The organism is Paenarthrobacter sp. AMU7 (assembly GCF_041200195.1).
In the GTDB taxonomy this organism is placed as follows: domain Bacteria; phylum Actinomycetota; class Actinomycetes; order Actinomycetales; family Micrococcaceae; genus Arthrobacter.
Map to the genome: position 1 here is coordinate 1,014,274 of NZ_CP165735.1, position 17,522 is coordinate 1,031,795.

Annotated in this window: 13 protein-coding genes and 1 tRNA gene; 4 read left to right on the plus strand and 10 right to left on the minus strand. The window is 63.0% G+C overall.

Features of this window, described 5'->3' with window-relative positions:
* Window positions 1–4 precede the first annotated feature (4 nt).
* The 6 genes from ABQM86_RS04815 to ABQM86_RS04840 all read right to left on the minus strand — a co-directional run bounded on the left by ABQM86_RS04815 (window position 5) and on the right by ABQM86_RS04840 (window position 7,586).
* Window positions 5–994: an ROK family protein gene (locus tag ABQM86_RS04815; protein ID WP_369746050.1), complete on the minus strand. Its 990-nt coding sequence runs from the start codon at window positions 992–994 to the stop codon at window positions 5–7.
* An 18-nt stretch (window positions 995–1,012) separates the two neighbouring features.
* Window positions 1,013–1,930: a dihydrodipicolinate synthase family protein gene (locus ABQM86_RS04820; protein WP_337340404.1), complete on the minus strand. Its 918-nt coding sequence runs from the start codon at window positions 1,928–1,930 to the stop codon at window positions 1,013–1,015.
* Window positions 1,931–1,967: 37 nt separating this feature from the next.
* The gene (locus ABQM86_RS04825; RefSeq protein WP_280626782.1) at window positions 1,968–2,783 is read right to left on the minus strand and encodes an ABC transporter ATP-binding protein; all 816 of its coding nucleotides are present in this window, start codon (window positions 2,781–2,783) and stop codon (window positions 1,968–1,970) included.
* Window positions 2,780–4,900, minus strand: a complete 2,121-nt coding sequence (locus ABQM86_RS04830) for a dipeptide/oligopeptide/nickel ABC transporter permease/ATP-binding protein (RefSeq protein ID WP_280626784.1) — start codon at window positions 4,898–4,900, stop codon at window positions 2,780–2,782. The genes ABQM86_RS04825 and ABQM86_RS04830 overlap by 4 nt, the downstream gene beginning before the upstream one ends.
* A gap of 3 nt (window positions 4,901–4,903) precedes the next feature.
* Complete coding sequence (locus ABQM86_RS04835) at window positions 4,904–5,860, minus strand: ABC transporter permease (protein ID WP_170224972.1); 957 nt, start codon at window positions 5,858–5,860, stop codon at window positions 4,904–4,906.
* A 103-nt stretch (window positions 5,861–5,963) separates the two neighbouring features.
* Entirely contained in the window at window positions 5,964–7,586 is a 1,623-nt protein-coding gene (locus ABQM86_RS04840) for an ABC transporter substrate-binding protein (RefSeq protein WP_369746051.1), read from the minus strand.
* Between the two features lie 339 nt (window positions 7,587–7,925).
* On the opposite strand from ABQM86_RS04840, the gene ABQM86_RS04845 reads away from it, so the two are divergent.
* Entirely contained in the window at window positions 7,926–8,654 is a 729-nt protein-coding gene (locus ABQM86_RS04845; RefSeq protein ID WP_089593757.1) for a FadR/GntR family transcriptional regulator, read from the plus strand.
* A gap of 159 nt (window positions 8,655–8,813) precedes the next feature.
* On the opposite strand, the gene ABQM86_RS04850 is transcribed toward ABQM86_RS04845, so the two are convergent.
* Window positions 8,814–8,887 (minus strand) — tRNA-Arg (locus ABQM86_RS04850).
* Window positions 8,888–9,171: 284 nt separating this feature from the next.
* Between ABQM86_RS04850 and ABQM86_RS04855 the strand changes: the two genes are divergently transcribed.
* Window positions 9,172–10,998 (plus strand): phosphoenolpyruvate carboxykinase (GTP), encoded by a 1,827-nt coding sequence (locus ABQM86_RS04855; RefSeq protein WP_369746052.1) that lies wholly within the window; start codon window positions 9,172–9,174, stop codon window positions 10,996–10,998.
* A 247-nt stretch (window positions 10,999–11,245) separates the two neighbouring features.
* Here the strand turns inward: ABQM86_RS04855 and ABQM86_RS04860 are convergent, their stop codons facing one another.
* Genes ABQM86_RS04860 through ABQM86_RS04870 form a run of 3 tightly spaced genes read right to left on the minus strand, consistent with a single transcriptional unit; the run spans window position 11,246 to window position 13,639 of the window.
* A complete protein-coding gene (locus ABQM86_RS04860) occupies window positions 11,246–11,716 on the minus strand; it encodes an Rrf2 family transcriptional regulator (protein WP_280626797.1) in 471 nt (156 codons plus the stop codon).
* 40 nt (window positions 11,717–11,756) lie between these two features.
* Window positions 11,757–12,212, minus strand: coding sequence for a hypothetical protein (locus tag ABQM86_RS04865; RefSeq protein ID WP_207596330.1), 456 nt, complete (start codon window positions 12,210–12,212; stop codon window positions 11,757–11,759).
* Window positions 12,213–12,220: 8 nt separating this feature from the next.
* Window positions 12,221–13,639 carry a phosphomannomutase/phosphoglucomutase gene (locus ABQM86_RS04870; protein ID WP_369746053.1) on the minus strand — a complete coding sequence of 473 codons (1,419 nt, stop codon included), beginning with the start codon at window positions 13,637–13,639 and terminating at the stop codon, window positions 12,221–12,223.
* Between the two features lie 124 nt (window positions 13,640–13,763).
* Between ABQM86_RS04870 and ABQM86_RS04875 the strand changes: the two genes are divergently transcribed.
* Both ABQM86_RS04875 and ABQM86_RS04880 read left to right on the plus strand, forming a co-directional pair.
* Window positions 13,764–15,929, plus strand: coding sequence for a RecQ family ATP-dependent DNA helicase (locus ABQM86_RS04875; RefSeq protein WP_369746054.1), 2,166 nt, complete (start codon window positions 13,764–13,766; stop codon window positions 15,927–15,929).
* 159 nt (window positions 15,930–16,088) lie between these two features.
* The gene (locus ABQM86_RS04880) at window positions 16,089–17,522 is read left to right on the plus strand and encodes an MFS transporter (RefSeq protein ID WP_337340397.1); all 1,434 of its coding nucleotides are present in this window, start codon (window positions 16,089–16,091) and stop codon (window positions 17,520–17,522) included.

Genomic DNA, 17,522 nt, shown 5'->3' on the forward strand with positions numbered 1-17,522 from the left:
CCCTTTACTTAGGGCCTGGTAGGACGAGTTTCGCGGCGCCAACAATCGCCGCCGTGTTGCCAAGTGTTGCCCGGAGGACAGGGATGGCAGCCAAGGGAGCCAGGAGTTCTTCCCGGAGTGCCGTTTCCATGGGCTTCCACCACAGTTCACCGGCATCGGCAAGGCCGCCGGAGATCACCACGGTTTCAGGATCAAGGATGTTGATAAGGCCGCCCACTGCCTGTCCAGCAGCGGCTGCGCCCATGTCGACAGCACGCAAAGCCGCGGCGCGGCTGTCCGCAGAGCCTGCGGCAGCACCGCCGTCGTGGGCTTCAGCAGCGGCCAGCGCAAACACGCCCCGCGCGTCCAAAGCCTCCCGTGCAGAACCGCCACAGCGAAGAAACGCCTCAAAAAGAGCGGGCCCGGAAGCCACAGCCTCAACGTGCCCGGAACCACCGCACACGCACGGCAGTGGAACACCGTCGGAGTAGGCATAGGGAGAAGCGAAATGCCCCACATGCCCACCCACAAAACGGTGACCCACTACAGGAACGCCGTTCAGGACAAAACTCCCGCCAACTCCTGTTCCGAACGCCACCATGAGTGAACTCGATGACCCGGCGGCGGCGCCAAGCCAAGCTTCTCCGAGCGCGTGTGCGTGGACGTCGTTGACGGCGCGGACGGCCGGGGCAGGAAGCGAAAGACGCGCGGCAAGCCCCGAAACAAGCGCAGTCCCGGCCCAACCATGAATCGCATCGGTCGCGGAGACCACCACCCCTGAAGACGCGTCTATCACACCGGCGGAGCCGATGCCGACGCCGGAAACCGACATGCCGGCGTCGGTAGCGCGCTCCACCAAGCCCGCGATCAGCGCAGCGGTGGCGTCCAAAATTGCTTCGCCACCGGCCCGGTTCAACGTAGGAATGGTCTCCGACATCAACACGTCGCCGGAAGGCGTGACAACTCCGGCGGCGGTTTTGGTGCCGCCGAGGTCAACGCCGATCACGTGGTTCATGGAAGGGGTCATCGAAGCTTAGACCAGCCCGTTCCGCTCCAGGATTGAACGAATGAGAGCAGTCTCGGAGTCATCCAAGGAAAGCATCGGCGAGCTCATGGTGTTGGATTCGATGACGCCCATCACCTGCAGTGCGGTCTTGAAGGCGCCCAGGCCCGCAGCACCACCGGAAACGCGGCCGTTGGGGGCGTAGACGATCTCGAAGACGTCGGCCAGGCGGTCCTGCTCCCTTGCCGCGAGAGCCCAGTCACCGGCCTGGGCGGCGTCGAACAGGCGGCGGTAGCCGGCCGGATCAACGTTGCCGAGGCCCGGAACAACACCCTGCGCGCCGCCGAGGAGAGCGCCGTCCACCACAACTTCGTGACCCGTGAAGATGTCGAAGTTGGGGATGTCCTTGGCCGCGAGGAGGAGTTGGCGGAAGGAGACGTCGTCGCCGGAAGAGTCCTTGACGCCGGCAAGGACGCCGTCGCGGCCGAGCCGGACCAGCAGGTCGGTGGGCAGCTTGAAGTGCGTGCGGACAGGAACGTCGTAGGCGAAGATCGGCTTTTCGATGGCCGCGTGGATGCTGCGGAAGTGCGTTTCGGTCTCCGCGGCGTTGCCGATTGCGTAGTACATGGAGGTGACCACGATCGCGTCAGCGCCGAGGTCAACCACCTTGCGGGCTTCCTCGATGACGCGGGTGGTGGTCTGCTCGTTGGCACCCACGATCAGCGGGACCGCCCCGGCATTGGCGTCGGCGATGGTGGAGACCACCAGCTCACGCTCGTCGTTGGTCAGGTAGGGGACTTCGCCGGAGGAGCCCAGGACGAAAAGGCCGGACACACCGCCGTCGATCAGGTGCTTGGTGACGTTCTTCAGCGACGCGGTGTCGATGCTGCCGTCTGCGTGGCGGGGGGTGATGACCGGGGGGATGACGCCCTGGAACTGAGTGGACACAGAATTCTCCGTTGTTTGTAGCTTGTGAAGGGAAAAACTAGATGTGGAGCAGGCTCGGCGCGGCGCCCAGCAGCTTCTTGGTGTAGTCGTTGCTCGGGTTGTCGAAGACCTGGCTGGCTGTGCCTTGCTCGACGATCTTGCCGAAGTACATGACGCAGATCCGGTCCGAGACGTAGCGGACGGTCTGGATGTCGTGCGAGATGAACACCATGCCGAGGTTGAGCTGCTTCTTCAGGTCGGACAGCAGGTTCAGGACCTGCGCCCGGACGGAAACGTCCAGGGCCGACGTCGGCTCGTCCGCCACGATGATGTCCGGGTCCAAGGCCAGCGCCCGGGCAATCGCCACGCGCTGGCGTTGACCTCCGGAAACTTGCGACGGCGTCACTTCGGCTGCCGATTGCGGCAAGCCCACCAGCGCCAACAGTTCCTTGACCTTGGCAGCACGGGATGACGCGTTGCCGATGCCATGGATCTGCAGGGGATCCGTCAGGATGTCCAGGATGGTCATGCGCGGGTTCAGTGCCGTTGCCGGGTCCTGGAAGACCACGGAGACCGAACGGCCGAATTCCTTGCGCATGGCCGCGTTCCGCTTGATGGCCGGCTTTCCGTGGAAAAGGACCTTGCCCGACGTCGGCGGTTGAAGTCCCACAAGCACTGACGCGAGTGTGGACTTGCCGCAGCCGGACTCACCAACGATGCCCACGGTTTCGCCGCGGCTGATGGTGAAGTCCACGCCGTCCACCGCTTTGACGATGTTCGGACGGAACAGGCCACCAGTCCGTGCGTGGTGATAGACCTTGACGTCCTTGAGCTCAATGACCGGTTTTGATTCTTGGTGAATTGATTGGCTCATTTCGCGTCCTCCTTCAAATGGCTCGCCCAGTAGTGGTCGGCGTCACCGCCGTTGACGGAGTCAACCGAAGAAACCGTGGTGAGGACCAGCTTCTGGTGGGGATCGGCGTCGGGCCTCAGTGAGCGGGCCGCGAAGCGGTCTCCCGTGGCAAAGTCCCGAGGGGACGGCACCGTGCCCGGAATCTGGTGGAGACGGACGGCGTCGGCCTCAATGGAGAGGACAGCACCCAGCAGGCCACGGGTGTACTCATGCTTGGGGTTCTGCAGGAGCTCGGAGGCCTGTGCGGACTCCACCACCTGGCCCGCGTACATCACCGTGATGCGGTGCGCCAGGGAAGCAACCAAGGCGAGGTCGTGGCTGACGAACACCATCGCGAAGCCGAGCTGTTCGCGGAGCTCGTTGAGGAGGTCCACCACCTGTTTCTGGACAGTGACGTCAAGGGCGGTGGTGGGCTCGTCGGCTACAACGATCTTCGGTGAACGCGACAACGCCATGGCGATCAGCACGCGTTGGCGCTGGCCGCCGGAGAGCTCGTGCGGGTAGCTGGCGAGGGTCCGGACGGGATCCAGTTTCACCATCTCCAAGAGCTCGGTGGGAGTCTTGCGGCCGCCGCGCTTGGTGAGCTGTTCCAGCTGGTCCTTGATCTTCATGGACGGGTTCAGCGAGCTCAGCGCGTCCTGGTAGACCATGGCGATCTGCTCGCCGCGAAGGCCTTCGTACGCCTTGGGGTTGCTGTGTTCGGTGGTGGAGTCCAGGAGTTCCTTGCCATCGAAGGTGATGGACCCGGTGACTTGGGCGGTCTTGGGCAGGAGCCCCATCACAGCAAGTGAGGTGATGGACTTGCCACAACCGGATTCGCCTACCAAGCCCATGGTCTCACCTTCGCGGACCGTGAAAGAGACGTTGTCCACGATTGCGATGTCGCCGAAGCGGCTTGGGAAACGGATGGACAGGTTCTTCACTTCGAGGACATTGCGGGCTCCTGGGGAGACCTGCGGGAGCCGGTCGGTGCGCTTCGCCTCGATGGCTGCCAGGAGCTCCAGTTCGCGGTCCAGGAGGAGGTGCGGGTTGGCGGCTGCCAGCCTCACGTCGGTGAGGACGGCCGCAGTCTCGACACCGGAGGTGACGGTGTCGCTGGAAGCCGCACGAACGCCGTCGAGCTCGTGTTGCTCAACCACGGACGGCTGGGCCACCGAGGTTGCTACCTCAGCGTCGACAGCAACGGCGGCTGAAGCACCGTCGTCGTCCTTCACCACCGGCGCGCGCCGAAGCTTCGGGTTCACCATGGCGTCGGTGAGGCCCTCAGCCAGGATGTTCAGGGACAACACGGTCAGCAGGATGGTCAGACCCGCGAAGGTGGTAGCCCACCAACCGCCGGAGAGGACCAGGTTGCGGCCATAGGAAATCACATTTCCCCAGGACGGCGCGGGATCCTGGACGCCGGCCCCCAGGAAGGAAAGCGAGGCTTCCAGGATGATGGCGTCAGCCACCATGACCGTTGCGAACACCAGCACTGGAGCCGCGGTGTTGCGGACGATGTGCTTGACCAGGATGTAGAAACGTCCGGCGCCGATCACGCGTTCAGCACGGACGTAGTCTTCGCCGTACTGTGCCAGCACGTTGGCGCGGACTACGCGGGCAAGCTGCGGTGTGTAGATGATGGCGATGGCAATGATGATGGTGGGGACCGAGTTGCCGAACGCGGCCAGCAACACAGCTGCGAGAGCGATACCCGGGAACGCCATGAGGATGTCCATGAGCCGCATGATGATCTCGTTGACGGATTTGCTGGAGGTCGCGGCGAAGGAACCAAGGAGCGCTCCGGCAAGGATGGCCAACGCAACCGCCCCGAGGCCGATCATCAGCGAGGACTGTGCGCCGAAGAGGAGGCGCGAGAAGATGTCGCGGCCCAGGCGGTCGGTGCCGAAGAAGTGCTCGGCGCCGGGCGGGGTGGCCGGGATGAAGGTCTCCAGTGGATCGTGCGGGGCGATGACCGGCGCGAAAATGGCGGCGAGGACAATCACGATGAGGAAGAGCAGGGCGATACGCGAGCCCCAGGGCAGGGCCTTGAAACGAATGCCCGGGGCACTTAGCCGTTCTGCGAGCTTGCTGCGCATGAGCTATACCGTCCTGATTCGGGGGTTGATGAGCAGGTAGAGAAGGTCCACCACGATGTTCACCAAGACAAAGGTGACCGAGATGGTGAGCACCACACCCTGGACCAGGTTGACGTCCAGGTTGGTGATGCCGTTGAGGATCAGTTGGCCCATGCCGGGCAGGGCGAAAATCATTTCAATCACGACGGCGCCGCCCAGCAAGTAGCCGACGCGAAGTCCCAGCACGGTCACCGGGGTGACGAGCGCGTTGCGGAGGACGTTCTTGGAGACGACCTCGCGGTAAGGGACGCCGTTGCCGATGGCGGTGCGGACGTAGTCGCGGTCAAGTTCTTCCACCATTGAGGTACGGACCACGCGGATCAGCGACGCAGACACCGGGATGCCGAGCGCCAAGGCCGGGAGGGCCATGGAGTTGAGCCAACCGCCGAAGCCGGATTCCGGCGTCGCGATTCCGCCCGAGGGGAACATGGGGTTGGCGCCGAGCGCGAACCACTGGATGAGCAGGATGCCCAGCCAGAAGGACGGCGTGGCGATCGCGGCGATGGAGAAGACGCGGACCAACTGGTCCTGCCACTTGTCGCGATACAGGGCGCCGAGGATGCCGAACGCGAGCGAGAGCACAATCGCGATAAGGACACCCAGGAAGGTCAGCTGCAGCGTCAGGGGAAACGCTGAGCCGATCATGGACGCCACCGACTTTGCCGGTGGGGTGGTGACACCGAGGTCGAACTGCAGGAGCTTGCCGAGGAATCGGAAGTACTGCAGGACCAGGGGATCGTTCAGGCCATTGTCCTGGCGGTACTGCTGCTTGGCTTCTTCGCTGGCGCCGTCGCCGAGGGCCGAACTGGCCTGGTCGCCGGGAGCGGCCTGCAGGACGAGGAAGACGAGCAACGTAATGCCCAGGATCATTAATGGCAATGCTGCAAGTCTGCGGCCAAGCAAACGCAATATCGTGACCAATGTGTTCTCCGGTTGGTTGGGGTGGTGCTGGTTGTGGGGCCCGCTCCGCGGGGCTACAAGGGAGATTCAGGCCGCAGGGCGGGCCTCACAACAGGGAGGGTGCTTAGTTGGTTCGTCCGACGTCGATAAATGACAAGCCGGTGGTGGGCAGAGGCTGGAAGCCGTTGAGCTTCTTCTCGTCCCAGGCGCTGGGGAGCTGGCGATGGAAGACCGGGTACAACGGAACCTCGTCGGAAACCATGTCCACGATTTCACCCACGATCTTCTTGGCCGCGTCACCGGATGCCTGGGAGCCCTTGTTCATGAGTTCCTGCAGCTTGGCGCGTTCCGGGGTGGTCCAGAAGGCGCGCTTGTCCATCCAGGTTGCGCCGGAGTAGAACCAGCTCAGGAGAAGGTCTGCGTCATTGCCGAAGACCGAGGGATCGCCAGGGGCCGCGACTACGGAGAAGTCGCCCTTGCCCACGCGGTCGCTGTACAACGCGCCGGACTGAAGGCTCTTGACGGTGACCTTGACGCCCGGGATCTTGTTCCAGGACTCGAGGATCAGCGGTGCAACGTCCTTGACCCAAGCGGTGTCCGTGGTGAGGAGCTCGAATTCGAGGGTGGTGACGCCGGCCTGCTTCAGGAGGTCTTCAGCTTTGGAAGTATCAAAGCTGTAGACGTTCTTGGCCTTGACGTAGTCCGGGTGGCCTTCCTGGAAGTAGGAAGTGGCGGCTTTGGCGTTGCCGAACAGCGCTTTCTTGATGATGGATTCTTTGTCCATGCCGTAGTGCAGGGCCTGGCGGACCAGCTTGTTGTCGAACGGGGCCTTGGCGCAGTTGAACATGAGGAACAGCAAGCCGAAGGATTGGACGGATTCAACTTTGACCTTGGACTTCAGTCCGTCGACGTCAAGGTAAGGAACGTCTTCGATCGCTTGGACACGGCCGGACTGGACCGCCGTGACACGGGCTGCGGCATCTGAGAGCAGCAGCCAGGTCATGCCCTTGGCCAGCGCAGGCTTGGGGCCGTTGTAGTCGGCGAACGCCTCGAAGACGATCTTGTCGTCCTTGACTGCGGAGATGAGTTTGTACGGTCCGGAGCCGACTGGCTTGGCGTCGAACGCCTTAAGGTCGGTAGCGAGTGCCTTGGGGACGATCTTGACCACTGAGATGCGGGGTCCGAAGCCGGGGAAGGCGTACTTAAGGGTGAACTCCACCGTCTTGGCGTCCAGCGGCTTGACGTCCTGGATGAAGGGAATGAACTGGGAGAACAAGGACTTGTTGGCCGGATCCATCACACGGGTGAAGGAGAAAGCGACGTCCTCGGTGGTGACGGGGGAGCCGTCGTGGAATTTCGCGCCCTCGCGAATGGTCACCTGGTAGGTGGTGTCGTTGACCTTTTTGGGGTCCGCTGCGGCGAGGGCGTTGTAAGGCTCGCGGGTGGCCGGGTGCAGTTCGATGAGGCCTTCGAAGATGTGCAGGTTGGCGGCCATCGGCGTGGCTCCGGAGGAGCTGAGGGGATCGAAACCGGTGGACAGCGCGTAGGAGATGCCGGCCTCAATGGTGAGGTCCTTATTGACCGCGGCAGTGTTGGTGGTGGTACCGGTGGTGGTGCTGGCAGCGCCGCCGCACGCAGAGAGTGTTGCCGTGAAGGCGGCTGCTGCACCAACTGCGCCGCTTAGCTTCAGGAAGTTCCGGCGGCTGGCGTCGTTGACCAGCGGCAGGCTGTGGATCGTCTTGCTCATAGGGTGCCTCACCATTCGCGTTTCGTGGGTTATCGGATGTAGGACGTCCGATGCTCGTATGGAAACTGTAAGGGCGGTCACAACGGAACGTCAAGTGAGAATGTGCGCTTGGGTTGCTGCCGCGCGCCTGGCGGCCTGCCGGCTGCGGCCGGTCCTGAGGGGAAATCTCAACGATTTCCCAGTACATAGCTATGACGGAGGTGGGACATCCGATATTGTATGTTGCGAGTCACTCATTCTGGGGTGGGCACTAAGCTCGCCTCAATGTTAACACCGCACCTGCTCTCGGAACCGGCCTTTGCCGGTCTGCGGGGCCGGTGCATCGGCAAGGAGAAAGCCATGACAACTTCCGGTGTGGTTCCGCAGGCGCGGTTCAGTGCACAGGCCCGGCTGCGTGCGTTGCAGTCGGACATTATGGAATTGATTCTTGAGCGCGAGCTCGAGGCAGGCGATCCGTTGCCGACCGAGAGCGAGCTTTCCGGTGCCCTGGGCGTGGGCCGCAACACGCTCCGTGAGTCACTCAAGGTGCTACAGGCCTTGGGTGTCATCGAAATCCGTCACGGCTTCGGCATGTTCGTGGCGCCGAGCAACTTTGACGCACTGGCTGACGGCCTGACGTTCAGGGGCCGGCTCTCCCTGCGGCATCAGGGGCTGGAGGCCCTGCAGCTGGTGGATGTGCGCCAGGCGTTGGAGTCCGGCCTGATCGGCTCGTCCATGGATGTCATGACCAAGGAACAGCTCGCGTCCATCGAAGAAGCCGTGAAGCAGATGGAAGAGCTGGCCGCTGCCGGCGAAAACTTCGTGGCCGCGGACGCCGAATTCCACCGTCGCCTCTTCGAACCCCTCAACAACGAGCTCCTGATCAACCTCATGGGCGTGTTTTGGAAGGTGTACCGGAAGATCCACGTGGAGATCGGTCCAGGGAACGAGGACTTGGCGAAGACTGCTGCGATGCACCGAGACATTTACGGAGCTGTGGCGGCAGGGGACAAGGTCCTGGCGTCCGAGCTGCTCAACCGACACTTCGATGGCATCCGCCGCCGCATCAGCGAGGCAGTCGGGGAGTAAACGCCCCGTACTTAACGAAAGGGCCGTCGTCGTACTTGCGAAAAGTACGACGACGGCCCTTTGCGTTCGGCGTGCAAGTCACCGCACATGCAAGTCAGTGGGGCTGGCCCGAGCACAACAAAAGACCCGCACCGGCGAACCGGTGCGGGTCTTGATTTGTGCGCCCAAAGGGATTCGAACCCCTGACCTTCTGTTCCGTAGACAGACGCTCTATCCAGCTGAGCTATGGGCGCATTTCGTGTGATTCTCGGCGGTCTGTTTCTCTGACCCCCTCGAACCTCAATAAACTTTACAGAAGTTCATGTGAAGTTCCAAATCGAAAAGCTGTAATCTGCGCAACTAGACCGGTCTACGTGACCTTAGTCACTTAAATCTCCGTTCTGGCTAACCCAACCCCTTATTTCTAGCGGTTTTTACTTTTGGGCTGTGTGGATGTCCGATGTCTGACAACGGATTGGTCTGGTCCGCGGCCCCTATCGTTTAGGACACACCACTGAACCCGAGGAAGGGAACCGCAATGGGCGATCTGGCGCGACTGCCGCTGCTTGAGAAGGCACCTACTACGCATGCACGCCTGCTGGCCTGGGTTGAGGAAGTTGCCGAGCTGACTCAGCCGGACCGCATCCACTGGGTTGATGGCAGCGAAGCAGAAAACAAGAAGCTCACCGACGAACTCGTTGAGGCCGGCACGTTGAAGCGGCTGAACCCGGAGACGTTCCCGAACTCTTTCGCAGCATTCTCCGACCCTGCTGACGTTGCCCGTGTAGAAGAGCAGACCTTCATCTGCTCCGAGAACGAGCGCGACGCAGGCTTCACCAACAACTGGATGGCCCCGGCCGAAATGAAGCAGAAGCTGCGCGGATTGTTCGCCGGCTCCATGCGCGGCCGCACCATGTACGTCATTCCGTTCGTCATGGGCCACCTGGATGCCGAGGACCCCAAGTTTGGCGTCGAGATCACCGACTCCGCCTACGTTGTTGCCTCCATGCGCATCATGGCCCGCATCGGCACGGATGTCCTGGACCGCATCACACAGACCGACGCCTTCTTCGTCCCCGCCCTCCACTCGCTGGGTGCACCGCTGGAAGCCGGCCAGGGTGACGTTGCCTGGCCGTGCAACACGGACAAGTGGATTGTGCACTTCCCCGAAGAGCGCTCCATCTGGTCCTTCGGCTCCGGCTACGGCGGAAACGCCCTCCTGGGCAAGAAGTGCTACGCGCTGCGCATCGCTTCGGTGATGGCACGCGACGAAGGCTGGCTGGCCGAGCACATGCTCATCCTTAAGCTGACCTCGCCGGAGCAGAAGACCTACTACGTTTCCGCGGCATTCCCGTCCGCTTGTGGCAAGACCAACCTTGCGTTGCTCGACCCCACCATCAAGGGCTGGAAGGTTGAGACCCTTGGCGACGACATCACGTGGATGCGCTTCGGCAAGGAAGGCGAACTCCGCGCCGTCAACCCCGAAGCCGGCCTTTTCGGCGTTGCACCGGGTACCGGCTGGGGCACCAACCCGAACGCCATGCGCGCCATCGCCAAGGGCAACAGCATCTTCACCAACGTGGCACTGACCGACGACGGTGGCGTCTGGTGGGAAGGTATGACGGAGGAAACTCCGGCGCACCTGACCGACTGGCGCGGCGAGTCCTGGACTCCGGACTCCGACGCCCCGGCAGCGCACCCGAACTCCCGCTTCTGCACGCCGATCGACCAGATCGACATGCTGGCCGAGGAATACTTCAGCCCGGAAGGCGTGGAGCTCTCCGCAATCCTGTTCGGCGGCCGACGCAAGACCACCATCCCGCTGGTCACCGAGGCCCGCGACTGGTCCAACGGCATCTTCATGGGTTCCACGCTGTCCTCCGAGACCACCGCTGCTGCCGCCGGTGCCGTCGGCGTCGTCCGCCGCGACCCCATGGCCATGCTGCCGTTCATCGGCTACGACGCGGGGGACTACCTGAATCACTGGGTGAACCTGTCCGCCAAGGCCAATCCGGAGCGACTGCCAAAGATCTTCCTGGTCAACTGGTTCCGTCGCACGGCCGAAGGCGGCTTCGCCTGGCCTGGCTTCGGAGACAACGCCCGTGTGCTCAAATGGGCCATCGAGCGTCTCGAGGGCAAGGCCGACGCTGTGGAAACGCCGATCGGCTTCGTGCCCACCGGCGAATCCATCGACCTCGAGGGCCTGGACATGACCCCGGCCGAGGTTGAGTCGGCTGTTCGAGTCGATCCTGAGGAATGGGCAACTGAGTTGGCATCCATTGAAGAATGGTTCGCGAACTTCGGCGATTCGCTCCCGGCGGCGCTCCAGTCCGAGCTGGACGGTCTGAAGACCCGTCTGGGCTAGACCTCTTAGGAACAACGGCGTTCTTAAGTGAACGACGACGGCCCGTCACCTTACGATTGAAAGGTGGCGGGCCGCCGTCGTTCTTGCGGCAGCTGTCACCGGCGGTTATTCCTACCTTGGTTTTGGCGGGCCGCACGTCCGGGCCGAAGACTTCGTAGTGGATCCGGGTGGAAGTCGATGTTCGCAGCGTCTGCCGTCATTGCCCACTGAGTGCCCAACCCACCCAAAGTGCCGGGAGGGTGGCCGCTTATGGCTGGGTGGCCGGTACCCTGAACTCCGGCCGCAGCCCGATGGACTGGAACACCGGGTTCATCTGGCGGGCGTGGGGGAGAGAAGCGATAACCACGGTATCCAGTTCGGTGTAGAACGCTTCCCTGGCCCGATTCATCGCGTGGCGCAGGGCGCATTCATTGATGAGCGGGCAGTTCTTGGTGGGGGACTGACACTCCGCTGGATCCTGTCGGCTGTCCAGATGCCTCAGGACTTCCCCAACGGTGGCTCGCCGCCCTGATTCATTGAGCCGGGAACCGCCCAGCCGTCCTCGTTCAACGTCGATATATCCCAGGGCACGGAGGCGGACCATGGCCTTGCTGACATGGTTGTACGGTGTACCCACGGCATCCGCCACTGCCTGGGTGGTCAGGAGCAAACCTTCGGGGGCCGCGGCCAACACCATGATGGCGCGGAGGCTGACATCTGCGAACGCGTTGATTTTCATGGCATCAGCTCCCGGGTAGGGTCCAGCTCACGGGCAGGGTCTAGTCCACCCAGATGGATGGCTCGTGTGTATCGGGTTCCATCGCGCTGAAGGCAAAGCCCTCCGCCGTGGGAGTGTACGGAATGATCGCTGCCAGGACTTCGCCGTTCCGGTGTTCGGCTGCACCATGGATACCGTCGGACCCATGGTCCGGCAGGCTGACGTCGCTCACCACTGCTACGGCCCGGTAATCGTCCCGGCCCTGTCGCAGCAGATCATGGACGTCGGTCAGCATTTGGCCGGCGTCGACGTCACCGTTTTCGTCCGGCTCACCGGGAGCAATCATCACTATCCGCAGTTCGCCGTCGTTGGACAGCGTGATGCCGAAAGGGAAAAATCCGCCGTTCTGCTGGATGTGTTCCTGGGCAGTGCCCAAAGCGGTGCCCAAGGTTTCACGGAGTTCGCGGTCCTGGTCGGTTTCTTCCGGGACGTCTGTGGCAGCGTGCTGATCGTTCATGCCTGAACCTAGGCCCGGACCAGTGCGAGGACGCGGTCGCGGATCTTTTCCATGGTGGGCTGATCCTTCGCTTCGGCGTTCAGGCGGAGGAAGGGTTCGGTGTTGGAGGGGCGCAAGTTGAACCACCAGCTGCCGTCCTTGGCCGTAAAGGTGCTGCCGTCCATGTGGTCGATGTCAATGTCTTCTGTTTCAAAGTCGGCGCGGACGCGTTCAACGGCGGCTGCTTTGTCCTCGATCTCGGAGTTGATTTCTCCGGAAGAGACGTAGGGCTCGTACTGGCGGCCGAGTTCGGACAACGGACCGTCCTGCTCGCCCAAAGCAGCCAGGACGTGCATGGCGGCGAGCATGCCGGTATCGGCGTTCCAGAAGTCCCGGAAGTAGAAGTGAGCGGAGTGCTCCCCGCCGAACACGGCACCTTCTTCGGCCATGACGGCTTTGATGAAGGAGTGTCCCACACGGGTCCGTACCGCACGGCCGCCATCCTTGGCGACGAGCTCCGGGACGGCTTTTGAGGTGAGGAGGTTGTGGATGATCACAGGGGTGTCTTCCCCTGCGGCCTGGGCACGGGCGATTTCGCGCCGGGCCACCATGCCGGTGATTGCAGACGGCGAGACAGACTCGCCCTTCTCGTCGATCACGAAGCAGCGGTCAGCGTCGCCGTCGAATGCCAGACCGATGTCCGCGCCGTGCTTGACGACGGCGGCCTGCAGATCGCGCAGGTTCTCCGGCTCCAGGGGGTTGGCCGGGTGGTTGGGGAAAGAACCATCCAGTTCAAAGTACAGCGGGACAATCTCGAACGGCAGTGCCGGGAGCAGTTTGTCGCCAAGGACTGCCGGGGTGGTCAGCCCCGCCATGCCATTACCGGCGTCGACCACGATCTTCAGCGGACGGGAGCCGGAAAGGTCCACGAGCTGGCGCAGGTATTCCGAGTAGTCCTTCAGCACATCACGCACGCCGATCTCGCCGCGGGTACCCGCAGCCGGGATGGTCCCGGAGTTCAGGTACTGCTCTGCCAAGGCCTGGATTTCCTTCAGGCCGGACTCCGAGGAGATGGGCTGGGCGCCGGCTTTGGCCATTTTGATGCCGTTGTATTCGGCCGGGTTGTGGCTGGCCGTGAACGTGGCACCGGCGGCGTTCAACGCACCGCAAGCGTAGTAGAGCTCATCGGTGGAGATCAGGTCCAACAGAAGGACGTTCGCTCCGCGCGTTGCTGCGCCGTTGGCGAAGGCCTGGCTGAACTCCGGAGAGGACGGACGCATGTCCCCTCCGACCAGGACGGTCTCGCCTTCGAGGCCCAGGACGTCGATAAAGGCAGCACCCACGGCCTCGACGATTTCCGCCGTGATGGACTCACCAACGATCCCACGGACGTCATACGCCTTAAAGGATGCCGAGAGGTCGAATGTCTTGTTCTGCTCGCTAGTCACGCGCTCAATCCTACTGTGGCAACGCAAACGGGCTGGAATGCGGAACCTGGCTTGTGGATAATCGTTGTCCACATAGCAGGACCTGCAGGTTATGGCTGTCAGGGTCGGCTGGAATACTGGGGTGATGGCCAACAACTCCCAGAACGCTGCCGTTTCCGTGCAATCACCTACCCAGCACCAGGCTTTGGAATGTCTGCGGGAGTTGGTGGGGCACCCGGAAGCCCAGTTCCATGACGGCCAGTACGAGGCCATCGAAGCGTTGGTTGATGCCGGACGCCGGGCCTTGGTGGTTCAGCGTACCGGTTGGGGAAAATCGGCTGTCTACTTCGTTGCCTCGCTGCTGCTGCGCAGGCGGGGTGCGGGCCCCACTCTGATTGTTTCGCCGTTGCTGGCGCTCATGCGGGACCAGGTTGCCGCTGCCGCACGGGCAGGAGTCCGGGCTGTGGCCATCAACTCCGCCAATGCCTTGGAATGGGACACCGTCCTGGCCCAATTGGCCGCTGACGAGGTGGATGTCCTCCTGGTCTCTCCTGAACGGCTGACCAACCCCTCCTTCCGGGAGAACCAGCTCCCGGAACTCATCCGCCGTACCGGCCTTTTGGTCATTGATGAGGCTCACTGTATTTCGGACTGGGGACATGACTTCCGTCCGGATTACCGCCGGATTGCGGACCTCATTGCACAACTGCCGGCGTCCGTTCCCGTCCTGGCCACCACGGCCACCGCCAATTCCAGGGTGGTCCATGACATCGAGGAGCAACTCGGTGATGGTGTACTGACCATCCGTGGCGCCCTGGGCCGTGAATCGCTGCGCCTGGGCGTCCTGACACTGCCCGATTCCCGGGACCGCTTGGGCTGGTTGCTGACGCATCTGGCCGATATGCCTGGCAGTGGCATCATTTATACGCTCACGGTCTCGGCGGCTGAGGATACTGCCAGGCTTCTGGCTGAAGCCGGACACAATGTTCTCTCCTATACCGGACGCACAGACCCTGCCGACAGGGAGCGCGCAGAACAACTCCTTAAGGACAACCAGGTAAAGGCTCTCGTGGCCACGTCCGCCTTGGGAATGGGATTCGACAAGCCGGACCTGGGCTTTGTCATCCACCTCGGCGCGCCGTCCTCGCCTGTGGCTTACTACCAACAAGTTGGCCGTGCAGGACGTGGAGCGGCCAACGCAGATGTCCTGTTGCTTCCCGGCTCCGAGGACCGTGAAATCTGGCAGTACTTTGCCACGGCCTCCATGCCGTCGGCCGAGAAAGCGAACGCTGTCCTCACTGTCCTCGGCGAAGCCGGTTCGGCGCTGTCCACGGTGGCTCTGGAAGCCAGGGTGGACCTTCGCCGAACACCGCTGGAACTCCTCCTCAAAGTCCTGGCGGTCGATGGAGCCGTGGAACGCGTCGGTGGGGGCTGGCGCTCCACCGGGGTCCCGTGGAACTACGACGCCGATCGTTACTCACGTATTGCCGAGGCACGCGTGGACGAGCAGGATTCCATGGTGATCTACCAGGACACCGCCGGGTGCCGCATGGAATACATCACCTCGGTGCTGGACGACGAAACCGCGGCCGCGTGTGGGCGCTGTGACAACTGCGCCGGCCGATGGTTTCCCGTGGACGTGGCAGCCTCCGCCGCCGATGCCGCAGGACAGACTCTGCGCCGGGCCGGAATAGCCGTGGAACCACGCCTTCAATGGCCCAGTGGAATGGACCGGCTCGGTGTGGCGGTCAAGGGAAAGATCAAGCCCGATGAGAGTGTGTCCGAGGGCCGGATTCTTGCCAGGCTCACCGACCTTGGCTGGGGTGGGGCGCTCCGCGAACTGTTCGCTGCCGGGGCGCCGGACCGGGCGGTGGATCCAGCCATGCTGCAGGCATGTGTCCAGGTCCTGCGCGAATGGTCAGGTGCTGAGGGCGGGACTCCCTGGAGCGGAGTCGGCCGTCCGGCAGCCGTGGTCAGTGTCCCCTCACGGAGCAAGCCGCAGTTGGTCGGGACCTTGGCTCAAGGAATCGCGGGCATAGGGCAAATGCCCTACCTCGGACAACTGCAACCCCAGCACGGCGAGCCCACCGGCGCACGTGGAGGGAACAGTGCGTACCGGCTGGCAGGGGTGTGGGACAGGCTGGTGGTCGGTCCCGATCTCGCCCAGGCTTTGGCGGGCCTCGGTGGCCAACCCGTGCTGTTGGTCGATGACCTCATTGACAGCCGATGGACCATGACGGTCTCGGCCAGGGCGTTGCGCCAAGCCGGAGTGGGCGCGGTGCTGCCTCTCGCGCTGGCCCAAGCTGGGTAGTCCGGCGAGAGCCGGGTAGTGCCGCCCAAGCTGGGTAGCCCATCGGTCCCTCTCCGCTGGAACTACGTCATGTTGTGATCGCTCCCACGCTGCATCTATAGGATCGAGCAAACAGCCTGCTCACCGTGGCAGGCACACGCCAGAACCCGGACCGGAGCCATGAGCGCAAACCCGAGCAACACCGACGTCGATGCCGCCGACCAGACGACGTGGCGGCCGCGCCTGGCGCTGCTGGTGGCTGCGACGTTTTTCATGGAGTTCCTGGACGGGACCATCCTCACCACGGCCATTCCCAGCATTGCCTCCGATTTCCGGGTAGCACCGGCCGACATCAACATCACCATGACGGCGTATCTGGTAACGGTCGCCATGGGCATCCCGTTGAGCAGTTGGCTGGCGGAGCGTTTCGGCGCGCGCAGGATTTTCTGTCTCGCAATCTCGGTGTTCACTCTTGCCTCCCTGTTCTGCGCGATCAGCACCGACCTGACCATGCTCACGCTCAGCCGGGTGGCCCAGGGCATGGGCGGAGCCATGATGGTTCCCGTGGGGACCCTGGTGGTGCTGCGGGGCACTCCCAAATCCGAACTTCTCCGGGCCACCGCCTACCTCGTGTGGCCTGGCCTGCTTGCTCCCGTGCTGGCTCCGATGGTTGGCGGCGCCCTGACCACCTTCCTGTCATGGCACTGGATCTTCATCATCAACGTCCCACTGGGGCTGGCTGCCTTCATTGCGGCCCTCAGGCTGGTGCCGCGGACACAATTCGACGGGAAGCGCCGACTGGACTGGTTCGGCCTGTTGCTGACCACGCTGGGTGTAGGCGCGTTGGTGGTGGGCTTGGAGACCCTGGGTGGGCACGCATCAAATGTCCTGGCCGCCGGAGTTGTCTTTGCCGGAGTACTGTCGCTGGCCGGCGCGGTCTGGTGGATGAGCAAAGCGAAAGTTCCCCTGTTCAACCTCAGCGTCTTCGGTACCCGGACCTTCAGGGCAACATCCACCGGGGGTTTCATCTACCGGTTGACCATCAGCTCGGTCCCTTTCCTGCTGCCCCTGATGTTCCAGGACGGGTTTGGCTGGGATCCCCTGAAGGCCGGTGTCATGGTGGCAGCGGTGTTCGTAGGCAACATTGGGATCAAACCGGCTACAACGCCGTTGATCCGGCGTTTCGGATTCAAAGCGGTGCTCGTTTTTGCCTCGTTCGCGTCGGCCGTGACGTTTGCCATATGCGCTTTCCTTGACGCCCAAACACCCGAACCGCTCATTTTCGCCCTGCTGCTGTTCAGCGGCGCCTTCCGTTCCATCGGTTTCTCCGCCTACGCCTCGGTGCAGTACGCAGACATCGTCCCGGGGCAGTTGCCCTCGGCCAACGCCATATCGGCAACGCTGGTTCAGTTGGCGGCAGCGGCCGGGATCGCCGTGGGTGCTTTGTTCCTGCGCCTGTTCGAGGCCACCGAGGTGTTCGGTCCGGATCAAGTGGCGGCCTATAAGGGGGCCTTCGTGGCCATGGCAGTTCTGATGCTGATCAGCACTGTGGACAGCCTCACCCTCCACCGCCATGCGGGGGCTGAAGTCAGCGGCGGTTCAAAGCGGGGTTAA